Consider the following 13,579-nt stretch of genomic DNA (forward strand, 5'->3'; position numbering starts at 1 on the left):
TGCAGGCAGAGGCATGGAGTAATAGGGCGCTTCACTTCTCGCACCCGAAAGGCATCAGCAGCATGGCATATCCCGCCCTTGCGCATCATGGCGGCACCCGGGGTGTCACCGGTTCCTGCCACCAGTTGCACCTCGACAGCACTACCAGTCTCCTGATCGACTGCGGCCTGGAGCAAGGTGCCGAAGTCAGCCCCGAGGGTGAGTTTTCATCCCTAGGCTTCGCTATCGAAGGCATTCAGGCCCTGGTCATCACCCATGTCCACCTCGATCATGTGGGCCGGGTCCCCGCGTTGCTCGCCGCCGGTTACCGCGGCCCGATCCTCTGCAGCGAACCCTCGGCGGTGCTTCTGCCGCTGATTCTCGAAGACGCCTACAAGCTCGGCATCAGCAGCGAACCCACCCACGTGGCCCGTTACCTCGAGTTGTTGAATGGCCTCATCGAGCCCGTGCCGTTCGAACAGTGGTACTGCGTCGTCGACCGTGAGGGCCTGCAGTGCCGTATACGCCTGCAGCGTGCCGGCCACCTGCTCGGCTCGGCCTATGTGGAGTGCGATGTGCGTTACACGCAAGGTGAGCCAAGTACCCGTGTGGTCTTCTCCGGCGACCTCGGCGCCCCCTGCAATCCTTTGCTGCGCCCCCTGCAGCCTCCGGAGCGCGCCGACCTGTTGGTGCTGGAAAGCACCTACGGCGATCGCCTGCATCCCGACCGTAGCGAACGCCAGCAGCGCCTGGAGGCCGCCATCGATCGCGCCCTGGCCGACCAGGGTACCATTCTCATCCCTGCGTTCAGCCTTGGCCGTACTCAGGAGCTGCTGTACGAGATCGAAGACATCCTTCATCGCAAGGCCTTGCTGGCTAGCCCGACCGAGAAGGCTGACGGCGATCCTCTGGACTGGTCCCAACTCCCCATCATCCTCGACTCGCCCCTGGCTCAACGGGTGACTCGGGCATATAGGGCGCTGCACCAGTACTGGAATGACGAAGCCAGGCAGCGGCTGGGGGAGGGGCGTGATCCTCTCGGGTTCGGTCAGTTGATCTGTGTCGATACGCATGCCAGGCATCAGCAGGTCGTCAATTACCTCAAGAGCACGGGGCGGCCTGCTATCGTTATTGCTGGTAATGGCATGTGTTCTGGTGGGCGAATCGTCAATTACCTCAAGGCCATGCTGGGGGATCCACGGCATGAGGTGATGTTCATTGGGTATCAGGCCAGAGGGACGCCTGGGGCTTTCATTCAGGCCAGCCAGAAGGCTGGAGGCGTGGTGGGGGTTGACCTGGATGGACGAATGCTTGAGATTCGTGCGAAGGTCATGACGCTGGAGGGGTATTCGGGGCATGCCGACCAGGAAGGCTTGGTGCGGTTTGCTCTAGGGCAAGGCAATGCGGTGAAAAAGGTTGTACTTGTGCATGGTGAGGGGAAGGCGAAGCAGGCGCTGGCCCAGGCGTTGCGGCGGTGCTTCTCGAGGCTGGGATTGGAGCTGGAGATCAGCATACCGGGATGACCGCTTGGCGGAGGGCTGGGGGTTGGTCGGGAAGCGGGGAACTTCCTCGGTTGAGTTGCCTCTACTATTGATTAATGCTTAGGCATAAGGCACAACGAGCAGGTTGGCAAAATGACGCTACGCTTCATCGAGTACTCCATCTTTCCGACAGATGGACGGTTGATGGGGACCTACGGAGCAGGCGGATAGACGTGACCCAAGGAAAAGCAGAATAAATGCGCAATGAACCTGAGCGCCTACGTAGTAATGGTGACGAGATTGATCTTTTCGAGCTGATCGAGGGGTTGTGGAAGCAGAAGGTGCTGATTATCGTCGCGACCGTAGTCATAACGGCGATAGCAGTAGCTTACGCCTTGCTTGCCAAGCCAGTCTATGAGGCCAAAGTATTTGTCCAGCCGCCTAGCCAGAACGATATCGCTCCACTCAACTATGGGCGGGGTGGTAACACTGAGTTGAGCATGCTTACTGTAAAGGATGTTTATGAGATTTACCTCCGGAATCTTCAGTCGGAGTCACTGCGTCGGGAGTTCTTCCGAACTGTTTATTTACCGAGCCTGTCAGAGGATGAGCGGAAGGGATCGCAGGATGAGTTGTATGGCCGATTCCTGAATGTGCTGTCACTAGGTGTGGCCGCTAAGGAAACACCTGATCGGTTCTTTGTAAAAGCGAACGTATCGGATCCTCAACAAGCGGCCGAATGGGTTGTCCGTTATCTGGAGATGGCGGGCCATCGTGGACAGAAGGAGATTGTTGGGGATGTGAAGGCTGACGCTACGATCAAGGCGAACAACCTGGAACAGCAGATCAATGCAGCACTTGAAAGTGCCCGGAAGCAGCGCGAAGACCAGATTGTTCAATTGACCGAGGCATTGCGCGTAGCCAAATCCATCGGCTTGGAGAAGCCTCCAATCATCTCGAACACGTTATCGAGTGAGGTTTCTGCAGGTATGGACGGTTCGCTGATGTATATGCGTGGAACCAAAGCTCTAGAGGCCGAGATTAACAACCTACGCATGCGCACCTCGGATGCTGCATTTGTCAAGAATCTGCGGCAGTGGCAAGAGGCTCTGGCCTTTTATCGTAATTTACAAATTGATCCTAACGTTATTCAGGTTTATCGACAGGATGGGGCAATTGAGTCACCTGATAAGCCTGTGAAACCCAAGAAGTCGATTATCATTATCATTGGCGTGTTTGTTGGGATTTCCGTAGGGATAGCGTTTGCGCTTATCTGGTTTTTGTGGAGTCGCTCTAAGGAGCGTGAGCGGTCTTTAGCTTGACAGCCTTTTGCTGGTGTCGAGGGATATTAGTTGCCACAATGGCAAGCTTTCAGTCTTGGAGCAGAATCTTCGACCAGGCATGTCATGATGGCGAGATATCTGTTCCTGCCAGACGAAGCAAGCGTGCTAGGTTGAGTACGATCTCCAAGAATAGACCAAGATGCTGCTGAGCCATTGCCTTCTGTTTAGTCAATCCAAAAGCCTCGGTGTTGTGAAGAGTGTGTTTGTGGCGTTGATACTGTGCATACTTAGATGTTTTCCGTCTACTATTGGATGGGGAACCAGGGACATAAAATTATTCTGGGGACACTCAAGTAGCCTATAGGACTGCTGAGTAAGTATTGAAAAGTTTAGAGATCTTGCGGCGCGTTTTAATGATTTATGAATATGTAAAATTTTAGGTGATGTGGTCTTTAGCCGGTACTTGCTGTAAATAACCGTGAGCTGGAAGGATGTTGAAACTAAAATCATTAAAGCTGCTTTCTTTTTTGTGGGTGGGGTCTCTGGCAGGAGCTGGAATGGCCTTTGTAACTCAGGTGGTTATTGCACGTGTGCTGAATGTAGCACAGTTTGGAAACTTTTCGTCGGCCTTAGCTACAGTAACCTTGGTTGCCCCTTTGGCTGGTATTGGCGTGTCGGCATTATGGCTGAAAGTATTCGGAACCGAAGGTTGGCAGGCGGTCAGGTGGATTAGACCTTCTTTTACCTTTGTGCTTATAAGTACTACATTTGTAATTGTCGGGGTATATATCTGGGGCGGTCTGCATGATTCCACCAATAGATATCTACTGATGATTCTTTCGATTTTTATCGTCGGGCAAATATGTAATGACTTAGTAAGTAGCAAGCTTCAGCTAGAAGAACGCTTTTCTACGTTGGCTCTGTGGCAGGTTTTCCCACATTTAGCTAGATTTACTTTTGTATGTCTAATATTTTTTTCTTCTGACAAAGTAGTGTCGACTACATTGGTTGGCGGTATTTATGCATGCGTGGCAGTACTCTGTATTTTAATGAGTATAAAATCACTTCTCGGAATTTCTCGCGGGGAGCTTGATTTAAAAGGGCACGGTATAAAAGTCGTGTACAGCCATCAAGTTCCAACTTGGAGAATGGTCGCAAGCCAGTCGTGGCCTTTTGGGGTAGGTGCATTCGCGCATTTAATTTATTTCCAAAGCGATATTATTTTATTGAACTATATTGTGGGGAGTGAGGCCGCAGGGAATTATAATGTTGCTTTTACTGTGATGACCGCTGTCTACCTTTTTCCAAGTGTTTTATATCAAAAATATTTGTTGCCAAAATTTCATAGGTGGTCAGCCAATGATAGAGGCAAGTTTTATATGGTTTATAGGAAAGGTAACATTCTGATGTTGCTGTTTGGGTTGGGCGCTATGGTGTTCATCTGGGTTATTAGCGAGACTTTGATTTCCCGGGTTTTTGGCGAATCTTATGGTGAGTCAGTTCAACTGCTGCGAATACTTGCAGTATCAGCACCTCTGATATCGGTCGCTCTAAGTGCCGGTGCCACACTAGTCACAAGCCAAAATATTCGAATTAAAGTAAAATATATGTTGATTGTGGCCGTGTTCAATGTCGCTTTAAATTTTATCGTGATACCCACCTGGGGAAGCATCGGCGCCGCATACTCGACATTGTTAAGCAATTTGTTGCTATTGGTTCTGTATCTATATGGAGCGGAGCGCAAGGTGTTTGGGGAGATTCAGAATGAGCGCTGAAGCATTTTGTCTAGGCTTTGAAAAGTTAAATGACTTTTTGCTGGGCCAGGCGATACCATTCAAACGTGATTTTTGCTTGAAATATGAAACGTATTTTAAAAGGGGAGGGGTTGCCGCGTTTTACATCTCTCCCTCTACTGTTACGCAGCTACAAGCCACACTTTTGTTTTTAAGGAAAAATAGTTTGGGGTGGAAGCTTGTAGGGCTTTCGACCAATGTTCTTTTTTTGGATGATCTGGATTATGGGGTTATAATTACAGTAAAAAATTTAACAGGAATTGAGGTGGACGGAGAAGTCTTTAAGTTAGAGTGTGGTTATTCACTCCAAGACTTTGTACGAGTTGCTCTTATTAACGGTAAGGGGGGGATAGAAGGGCTCGAGGGAGTGCCTGGAACTTTAGGTGGCGGAATTTTCATGAATGCTGGTGCGTATGGCTATACAATCTCGGATCATCTAGTTTCAGTAGATGTTATCTCTCCTCAGGGAGACATGATTGTTCTTACGAAAGACCAATGTGAATTCAATAACCGATCTTCATTCTTTAAAAAGCACGCCGATCACATAATCGTATCTGCAAAATTTGAACTGCCCTCAGTAGATCACTCCGTCTCTGCGAAAAAAATTGAAACTTATCATATAGCTAGACATAGCTATCAGGAATTCGCTTACCCAAACCTCGGAAGTATGTTTTCGGTAAGGGGGGACTTTTATAAAGAGTTCCTTAAGGGGTCTGCCTTTTTCTATTTTACATGTATGGCTTTGAAGCTTCTTCTGAAAAATCCATTATCAAAATTCATACAGCGTAAACGACCTCACAATAAAGCTTTCAATAGACTGGCGATGTACTTTTTAGGTGGGGGGGCTCGGGCATATACCCCGTCAGTAAAATCAATGAATATTTTAATTAACGACGGAACTACAACAACGGAAGATGTTCTTTGTTACATGGCTATGGTCCGAAAACATCTTGATCCAGCTACGCCAATTGAAAATGAAATTATAAAATTTCCAGTGAATCTGGCGAAAGATAGGGCAAAAAAAATCCTTGCAAGTATCGATGAAAAGGGACTGTGAATTGAAAATTGCACTAATTAGTATTCACTGGGCGAATAATTATGGCGCAGCGTTGCAAGTGTATGCATGTGCGAAAAGCTTGAGAAAATTTGGTCAGGTTTCCGTAATCGATTATCGGTGTGAATACACCAGCAAGGGAATGCAGCTTTTTAGATTCGGGTGGGGCATAAGAGATGTACTGCGCATGGCTAAGGATGTCTTGCGAATTTTGCCAAGATATAAAGCCATTAAGAAATTTGCAAATTTCAACTCAAGCTATCTTTCCATAACAGATACTGTACGTAACGGTGATGACTTTCGACGCTTAGCTGAAGAAAACGATATTTTTGTGTCTGGAAGCGATCAAATTTGGAATCCAAAAATTGTTAGCGAGAATGGAAAATTTGACGGTAGATTTTTCCTAGATTTTGCACAAAATAAAAAACGAATCTCTTACGCTTCCAGCATGGGGAGTTATAGGTTTTCCCCTGTTGAATTAAAGGACGCAGTTGATTACTTAGAGCAGTATGAGCATATTTCGGTGCGTGAGCAGGACACAGCGATTTTCTTAGAGAGCGCGTTAGGGCGTCCTGTCGAGCATGTGCTGGACCCAACACTTTTGATGAGTAAAGAAGAATGGGCTTCCGAGTTTCCAAAGAAAAGCGAAATAAAGGATAATTACATTCTGGTGTATGCACTAAAGAAAGATAAGCTGCTAAAAAAGGTAATTGAGAAGGCAGCATCAGTGCTGGGGTTGAAGGTTTATGCGATCGATCAGGATCCATTAATAAATTACTCGTGCGACCGTCATATGATGGATGTTGGTCCAGAAGAGTTTGTTGATCTATTTTCTAGGGCTAGTTTTGTTGTCACGAACTCATTTCATGGTACTGCCTTTGCTGTTAACTTCAATATACCATTTATTGTGACAACTCCACCAACTGGTATAAATCGTATAAGCAGCCTTTTGCAGGCTTTAGGGCTGGATCAGCGTATTGTGCATGAGTTTGATGAAGAAAACATAAAAGAATATTTGGGGAGTTTTGATTTTACTGAGTCTAACAGGAAGTTAGATCAGCTGCGAACGCAGTCTTTTAATTTCCTGGAGAGGGCACTAAAAGATGCCTGATACTCAAAGAGATGTAGTGGTGGATAAGGCTGGTGCAGGTCGCCTAGTCATGTCTTTATTACTTCTTTTTGTGGTGCCAAGTTTCTTGTTTGTATTTTTCAAACTATCCTCGCTAGCTCCTGGTCTGCTACTGGCATGCATGTGTATTTTGGCGATAAATATTCGTGGGCTACTTGGCTTCCGAGTTTCGGCTGCAGGGATATTAATGTTTGCTTTCATGTTTGGAGGGGCCTTCGCTTTTGGAGCGTATGCATACTTAAGCGCCGGTGAAAGCAAGTCACTTATTTCGTTGTTGTTTTTCTTCGTCATCGCAGTTGCAGTTTTGCTAGGGCAGTCAATTGTCAATTACGATTTCTGCATTTTCAATAGGGCTTTAATTTTTGTTTTAATAACTCTAATTCTCCTGGGTTGGCTAAAGTTGTTTTGGCAGCCAAGTTTTTTAGGGTATGAAAACTATAGCAAGCCTGTTTTTCCATTTTCTGAGGAGAGTCATTATTCACTGTTCCTGGGTATAATTGCCTGCGGGGTGATCGTTAATCTTAGTGTTTTCGCTAGCATATTTCTAATCTTAAATATGCTGGTCTTGGCAGTGCTGATGCCAAATCTAACCCTATTATTATTCTCTTGCATATGTTGTTTTTTGTTTCTTCTAAGGATTAGGTTGTTGTATTTATGGGGGGTTCTAATTGTTGCATTGGCCTTGCTAGGCTGTTTTTTATATTTTTTCTTGCTGGAAAATGAATACTTCAAGAATAGATTGGATTTTTCAGGGGCGGATAATTTAACTGCTCTGGTGTTTTTACAGGGTTGGGCACTGGCATATTCGAATTTTATAGGGACTTCTGGCTTTGGACTTGGCTTTCAGATGCTTGGGTCAAACTTTACTTATCTACCAGAAATCTCAGAGATAATATACCGCCACGCAGGGCAGTACTTTAATGTAGCTGATGCCGGATTCCTTGCGGCCAAGCTCATTGCGGAGCTTGGAGTGCTCGGCTTACTGCTTTCTATTTTTTATTTATTTTTGTTGTTCAGTGTGATTTTTTCGATGAATTATTGGCTGCGTCGATCTTCGACGCTAGATAGTGTTGAAGGCGTGATAGTGAAAAACTATGTTGCAGTGGGGGGGATAGTTTTCGGCTTCTTAGTGGAGTTCTTCTTCCGAGGACTAGGGTACTTTTCGCCGGGTGTGTTTTTATTTTTTGTTGCACTTACTGTGTATTTGAAAAGCAGAACTTTTCTTCGCAGAATATAATATTATGAATATTTTAATTTTTAACGATTATGCCTGCATCCAGGGTGGCGCTGCCCAAGTTGCTATTGCGAGTGCCAGGGGGTTGGCTGACGTTGGTTACAAAGTCCATTATATCTATGCAGTTGGACCTGCGGCTAAGGAGTTAGAGCACCCCAATATAACACTGTTGGATCTAAAACAGTATGACCTTCTTTCGCACCCTAGTAAGGTCAAGGCTGCTACTGTTGGTCTTTGGAATAAAAGGGTTTCTGAGGAGCTGCATAGTTTTTTAGAGTCCTTCTCTCCGAAGGATACAATTGCCCATGTGCATAGTTGGGTTAAGGCTCTTACAAGCAGTTCTGTTGGTGCAATTCTTAAACGGAATATACCGATAGTTGTAACGCTTCACGATTATTTTACCGCTTGTCCGAATGGTGGTTTCTATAATTATCAGAGCTCATCCGTATGCAAGTTGAAGGCTATGTCTACGTCTTGCCTTATGAGTCACTGTGACTCTAGGAGCTATCCACAAAAATTATGGCGCTTTGCGAGACAGGTTGTAACCAATAAAGTTGGTATTCCCCAAAAACTTGAAAATTTTATTTATGTCTCTGATTTTAGCCTAGAAATCCTCAAAGAATATTTACCGGTCAGCGCTAAATATTGGCATGTGCCTAATCCCATTGATATTGAGAGGCTCCCTCAAGCTAAGCCAAGCGCGTCTGACGTCTTCACTTACGTTGGTCGATTTTCGCCAGAAAAAGGAGCACAACTATTTGCCCAGGCCGCACAAAACCTAGGAGTTCAAGCGCGGTTTGTGGGCGGAGGTGATCTGTCCCGGCAGCTTCAAGCAGTCAACCCTCGTGCTGAGTTTACTGGTTGGTTAGAGCGGGAGGCTATACCTGACATTATACGGAACTCCAGGGCTGTAGTATTTCCTTCTTACCTATATGAGACCCAGGGCATGGTAGTTGCGGAGTCTGCTGCACTAGGTATTCCGTGCATCGTTTCAGACGCTTGCGCAGGCAAAGATTATATCGTTGATGGAAAGACTGGGATTCTATTTAAATCGGGTGATGTTTTTTCTTTAGAATCCGCAATCAAAAGGCTTTTGGATTCTCCGCAGACCGCTGACGCTATGGGAGCTGCATCTTACATGGATTATTGGAAAGCTCCCCCTACACTTGAGCGACATATTGCTGAGCTGGTGGCGTGCTATAATGCAATTTTAGTCAAGGCGCCGTTATAAATTATTAGGGCTTTGTTTGCTTCAAGAGTGGGGGAGTAAGCTAATATGCGCGTGGCATGTATAGTACCTACGTATAATGGTGTTTCAGATTTTTCAAGATTGCTAGATTCATTAGAGGAACAAAGCTATAGATTTGATTTGTATGTTGTCGACTCAAGCTCTTCGGATGGTACTAAAGAGCTGGCTGAAAGTAGAGTTGAAAATCTATTAGTAATAAAAAGTAGCGAGTTCAATCACGGTGGTACCCGGCAGAGGATGGTCACTAGGCTGGCGGATTATGATGTATACGTGTTTCTCACTCAGGATGCATATTTAGAAGATCCTGATGCGATAAGAAATATTGTGAGTCCATTTGTGGACTCAAGTGTTGGTGCTGTTTGCGGTCGGCAGCTTCCTCATCATGACGCCAACTTATTGGCTCAACATGCAAGACTTTTCAATTACCCTCCTGAATCAGTGCTAAAGTCCTTGTCGGATGCACCCAGACTTGGAATTAAGACTCCTTTTATGTCTAATTCGTTTTCTGCATATCGTGCCCAAGCATTGTTGGATGCGGGTGGTTTCCCTGATCATGTGATTTTGTCAGAGGATATGTATGTTGGAGCCAAAATGCTGCAGGCGGGTTGGAAGATTTATTATGCAGGAGATGCGGTTTGTAGGCACTCACACAACTACACCATTAGAGAGGAGTTTTCACGCTACTTTGACCAAGGGGTCTTTCATGCAAGGGAGTGCTGGATCTCTGCTGCTTTTGGGGGGGCATCTGGCGAAGGCTTGCGTTTTGTAAAGTCTGAGTTAGAATTTCTAGGTTGGAAGAGGGTTTACTATTGGCCGGTAGCAATTTTTCGTAATGCAGTTAAGCTTCTTGGATTTAAGCTGGGGAAAAATGAAGGTAAATTTCCGGTAGCTCTTTCCAGAAAGTTAAGTATGCATAAGCGATATTGGGATGGCTCTCATTCAAAAGGTTTTTAGATGTGCCGCTTAGTGAAGCTTTACGATGGCCCAAGAACTGACTGTCTTGTGCTTGAGCTATATTTTAGTGCTTATTCAAAGCTGGAATAGGATTTTATAAAAAAATGAGAGCTGCACCTAAATATCAGCCAACTTTTGCAGAACGCTATCCGGTTTCTTTTTTGTTTGCGCTTTTGGATATGTTGATTGTTTTAGGGGCTGGGCTATTTGCGCACCATTATCGGTTTCAGAGTTTTGAAATGACTGGGCGCTATAGTATGGCTACAATGATAACTGCGATAGTTGTTGTTGTATGCTTGGCGTTTGTTGGAGTTTATGGTTCGCAAAGAGGTCGGTCTTTTTGGCAGCAGCTGGGTTTCCTTGTTGTAAGTTGGGCCTGTGCTGCAGGCGCTTTACTCTCATTAAGTTTTTTCTTAAAAGTTTCCGAAAATTATTCCCGTATTTGGTTCAGCGTTATGTTGCTTGTTGGTGCTGGGCTATGTGTGATGTTGCGTTTTGCTATATATATGTTCCTGAGAAAGATTCGAAGCTCAGGTTTTAATTTAAAAAGCATTCTTTTGGTCGATTCGGGGCGCCAGCTTATGAGTCAGTTTGGTGGCCGAAAGACATTAGAAGAAGATGGTTTTCATGTGGTTTCTAGATTGGCTTTTGATAAAGAGGATCAGTCTTGGGAAAAAAAACTTGTAGAGCAAGTGGAAAAGCTTGGTGTTCATGAGGTTTGGTTGTGTCTCCCTCTAAATCAGGGAGGGCAAATTAAATCGATTCTATATGCACTTCGTAATCATACCGTTGCGGTTCGATTTATTCCTGACTGGGAGGACATGCGTCTTCTCAATCACAAGGTTTCGTATGTTGCAGGGAATTATGCGATTGACTTAAGTTGTAGTCCTATTGACGGACCGGCTCGGGTTGTCAAGCGAATGGAGGACTTGATTGTCGGTGGGTTAATTAGTGTTTTGATCCTTCCGGTTTGTATTTTTATCGCAATTGCAGTGCGGATTTCTTCACCCGGCCCCGTGCTTTTTAAACAGCACCGAACCGGCATTAATGGGAAAAAATTTAAGGTCTATAAGTTTAGGTCCATGGTTGTCCATAGGGAGAGTGGTGTAACTCAGGCGGCACGTAATGATGCTCGTGTAACGAAAGTTGGAGCGTTTTTGCGACGTACTAGTTTGGACGAGTTACCGCAGTTCTTCAATGTTTTACAAGGACGGATGTCGATTGTTGGGCCTAGGCCACATGCGCTTTCACATAACGAGTATTATAAGGACCTGGTTGAGTCCTATATGCAGCGGCATAAGGTCAAGCCCGGTATCACGGGATGGGCCCAAGTTAGCGGTTATCGGGGTGAAACTGACACCCTTGAAAAAATGGAAAAGCGGGTTGAGTATGACCTTTGGTATATTGATAATTGGTCCCTCTGGCTTGATTTGAGAATCATTTTTATGACGGTTTTTAAGGGCTTCATAAATAAGAACGCATACTGATTGAGCCCTGTGGGGAGAAAAGCATGAGCAGTCGTCAGCAGGGCTTGAGGGAACGTTTTTTTTTCAGTGTGAAATGGCAAGTTGTTTTGGGTTGGATGTTGGCTATTGGTTTTTTTGTGCAGGTTAGTGGTAAGGTTTGGATTGTCTCGGGTAGTGCTCGAAATACTCAGGTCTATTTGTGGCTTCTATTGCCTGCGCTTGTTTTTTTGATTTATAAATTGATTGTTAGAAGCGACTGCAGGGCTGATTTTCAGTACGTGCCGTGGTTGCTATTTCTCGGGTGGGTAGCGCTCAGTACTCTGTGGGCCTCCAGTGCTGAATCTGATGCTCTTTCGTTGGCCAAGCGTGGCTTTTTTATTTTTCTCTATTTAGTGGCCATCTACTTGCTCATGAGTCGAAACGAAACCATGTTTCGACGTGCATTGTTGGCATCTGTGTTTATGGTTGCTCTCGGGGCTTTAGTGAGTTTGATTTATCAATATGGCTTCCTCGGAAAGCCTATGGGGTATCGTGCCTTTCGAATAGATCGTATGGGTATTGGAGATATCGCAAACTATGGCTGGCCGGTAGCTGCGGGGATTTTTAATGGCGCTGTCGCAATTTGGGCAATGGGTATAGCCCTAGACAGGAAGACTGACAATAAACAGGCCTTGATTTGGCTAATGGCGTTCTCTGTTTTAGTTGTTTATGTACTGATGACCGGTAGCCGAGGTGCTTGGTTCGCGATTTTAGCCGGCTGTGTGGCGTCTGTAATAATGCATAAGTCCAAGCGCGGTATGTGGGGTATGGGGCTTTGTGTTTTAGGGGCGCTGGGGGTTTCGGTGGTGCTTTGGGATCAGATAATTGTTGAGATTGAAACTCGTCAGTTGTCTGGTCGCGGACCGATCTGGGCCTATTATTTTGATATCATGTCTGGGCATTGGTTGTTTGGGTATGGCTTAGGTACGCCATTTGAGTACTTATGGCCTGATGGTAAAATGATCTCGCCTCATGCTCACAGCCTTTTCTTGCAGCAAATTTATGACAGTGGCCTGATCTCTCTTGGGCTTATGCTCTCAGGACTATTAGCGTTGTGCTATAAGTCTTGGTGTCTGCGTGAGAGTCAGTGGGTTCGGCTGGCTTTCCCCGCGCTGATTTTTGCTTTAGTTTCCATGTTGACGGATGTTGAACGAGTATTTACTCGACCTGGGGATTACTGGACGGTATTTTGGTTGCCAGTTGCTGTATTACTGGCAGTCCCAAATAAAAAAACCAGCAGTTAACTTGTTGAAGGCTTTTTATGAAGGCGATACCTCTAAGTTTACCAGATGTTATACTGTTCGAGCCTCGCGTCTTTGCGGACTCTCGTGGCTTCTTTTTCGAAAGCTTCAACCAACGCGTCTTCGAAGGTGCCGTCGGCAAACCTATAAGCTTCGTACAGGACAATCACTCCCGCTCTGCCAAGGGCGTCCTGCGTGGTCTTCACTACCAGATTCAGAGCGCCCAGGGAAAGCTCGTACGTGTAGTGGAGGGTGAGGTGTACGACGTCGCTGTAGACCTGCGTCGGTCATCCCCTACATTTGGCCGTTGGGTCGGTGCCCATCTATCTGCGGAAAACAAGCATCAATTGTGGATCCCGGAAGGTTTTGCGCACGGCTTTATCGTGCTCTCCGAGACTGCCGAGTTCCTATACAAGACCACAGACTACTATGCCCCTGCCCACGAGCGTTGCTTGGCGTGGGATGACCCTGATGTTGCCATTCAGTGGCCCTGGGTTGGTGAACCATTGCTCTCGGACAAGGACAAAGTCGGTAAGCTGCTCGGCGACGCGGACCTGTTTGACTGAATATGGCGCCCATGACTGGAACGCTGGCAGAGAATATCTCTGACTGGATGGATTTATGTGGGAGCCTGAAGGGCCCATGTGACTGTTCATTGGCAGGATGTCGAAGCCCAG

At 46.1% G+C, this 13,579-nt stretch carries 11 protein-coding genes; all 11 read left to right on the forward strand.

The window, feature by feature from the left end:
* Window positions 1-62: 62 nt before the first annotated feature.
* The 11 genes from ABFA30_RS11290 (at window position 63) to rfbC (ending at window position 13,468) form a co-directional block, all read left to right on the forward strand.
* A complete protein-coding gene (locus ABFA30_RS11290) occupies window positions 63-1,502 on the forward strand; it encodes an MBL fold metallo-hydrolase (protein ID WP_410045430.1) in 1,440 nt (479 codons plus the stop codon).
* Between the two features lie 215 nt (window positions 1,503-1,717).
* On the forward strand, window positions 1,718-2,782 hold the full coding sequence (locus ABFA30_RS11295) for an LPS O-antigen chain length determinant protein WzzB (protein WP_410045431.1): 1,065 nt from the start codon (window positions 1,718-1,720) through the stop codon (window positions 2,780-2,782).
* A gap of 452 nt (window positions 2,783-3,234) precedes the next feature.
* Window positions 3,235-4,518 carry a flippase gene (locus ABFA30_RS11300; protein ID WP_410045432.1) on the forward strand — a complete coding sequence of 428 codons (1,284 nt, stop codon included), beginning with the start codon at window positions 3,235-3,237 and terminating at the stop codon, window positions 4,516-4,518.
* Entirely contained in the window at window positions 4,508-5,593 is a 1,086-nt protein-coding gene (locus tag ABFA30_RS11305; protein ID WP_410045433.1) for a UDP-N-acetylmuramate dehydrogenase, read from the forward strand. Before ABFA30_RS11300 ends, ABFA30_RS11305 begins: the two co-directional genes overlap by 11 nt.
* Before the next feature lies 1 nt (window position 5,594).
* Entirely contained in the window at window positions 5,595-6,701 is a 1,107-nt protein-coding gene (locus tag ABFA30_RS11310; protein WP_410045434.1) for a polysaccharide pyruvyl transferase family protein, read from the forward strand.
* Window positions 6,694-7,956 (forward strand): hypothetical protein, encoded by a 1,263-nt coding sequence (locus ABFA30_RS11315; protein WP_410045435.1) that lies wholly within the window; start codon window positions 6,694-6,696, stop codon window positions 7,954-7,956. Before ABFA30_RS11310 ends, ABFA30_RS11315 begins: the two co-directional genes overlap by 8 nt.
* A gap of 4 nt (window positions 7,957-7,960) precedes the next feature.
* On the forward strand, window positions 7,961-9,184 hold the full coding sequence (locus ABFA30_RS11320; RefSeq protein ID WP_410045436.1) for a glycosyltransferase family 4 protein: 1,224 nt from the start codon (window positions 7,961-7,963) through the stop codon (window positions 9,182-9,184).
* Between the two features lie 45 nt (window positions 9,185-9,229).
* Window positions 9,230-10,156 (forward strand): glycosyltransferase, encoded by a 927-nt coding sequence (locus tag ABFA30_RS11325; RefSeq protein WP_410045437.1) that lies wholly within the window; start codon window positions 9,230-9,232, stop codon window positions 10,154-10,156.
* Window positions 10,157-10,260: 104 nt separating this feature from the next.
* Window positions 10,261-11,643, forward strand: coding sequence for an undecaprenyl-phosphate glucose phosphotransferase (locus ABFA30_RS11330; RefSeq protein ID WP_410045438.1), 1,383 nt, complete (start codon window positions 10,261-10,263; stop codon window positions 11,641-11,643).
* Between the two features lie 23 nt (window positions 11,644-11,666).
* Window positions 11,667-12,905 carry an O-antigen ligase family protein gene (locus ABFA30_RS11335; RefSeq protein WP_410045439.1) on the forward strand — a complete coding sequence of 413 codons (1,239 nt, stop codon included), beginning with the start codon at window positions 11,667-11,669 and terminating at the stop codon, window positions 12,903-12,905.
* Window positions 12,906-12,922: 17 nt separating this feature from the next.
* Window positions 12,923-13,468, forward strand: coding sequence for a dTDP-4-dehydrorhamnose 3,5-epimerase (rfbC, locus tag ABFA30_RS11340; protein WP_410045440.1), 546 nt, complete (start codon window positions 12,923-12,925; stop codon window positions 13,466-13,468).
* Window positions 13,469-13,579: the final 111 nt, after the last annotated feature.

Origin of the sequence: Pseudomonas sp. HLMP (genome assembly GCF_046365545.1) — a bacterium.
Classification (GTDB): domain Bacteria; phylum Pseudomonadota; class Gammaproteobacteria; order Pseudomonadales; family Pseudomonadaceae; genus Aquipseudomonas; species Aquipseudomonas guariconensis_B.